We start from the raw sequence: 726 nt of genomic DNA on the forward strand, positions 1-726 counted from the left end.
CAATTTCGACGATCGACTTTGCGTTGTACTTCTTCAAAATTCGAGCTTGTAGTAGCTGATGGTTTGTTTGTCTCAGCATCAAAAGCTCAGAGATCTTCTGATTACTGTAGCCTTGCATGAGGTAACTCAGCACCGTCACCTCTCGCTCAGACAACGCTTGTTGATCCGACTGGGCAGGTTGCCCTTTAAACATCGTATACCCTTTCAACACATTCACAATGGCATTGCTAAGTGTTGATTGACTCGCGTACTTGGTCAAATACCCATGTGCGCCGATGGTATACGCTACGTTGGACAGGCTGTCATAATCATTGGAAGAGACAAAAAGCAGTTTTCCGGCATAGCCAATTGGCAAAAATTGACTTAGCTAAACTGATGACCATCTCTGACCTTCAATTGAACGTCCATCTGATGATCAGTTCTACATTCTCCTCACGCACGCAGTCGAGGATCTGCTTAGTATTTGTCGTGAATGGTCACTTCAGGGATGAATCACCTCTTTGACTAATGAGAAGAGTGCTCGTGCATAAGGGTTGTGAGTCGATAATCAATACTTTTCTACTGTCATGTTACTTTCTCTTTTTATCAACAACACTCCTTGTCTTTTTTGTAAGGAACATAACTTAATTGCTTGTAGGAAAGTTCTGTCACTGCCACGTCATAAATTATTCTCTGCCCTGACACTCTTATAACAAACCACTAAATTAGCAATAACTAAAATTAATA

1 protein-coding gene is annotated in these 726 nt (G+C 41.3%); it reads right to left on the reverse strand.

Features of this window, described 5'->3' with window-relative positions:
• Positions 1-355 (reverse strand): LuxR C-terminal-related transcriptional regulator (locus tag CIK04_RS34770; protein ID WP_325205983.1); only part of this gene is annotated, 355 nt, incomplete at its 3' end.
• Between the last annotated feature and the right edge of the window lie 371 nt (positions 356-726).

This window comes from Vibrio sp. 03_296 (assembly GCF_002265885.1).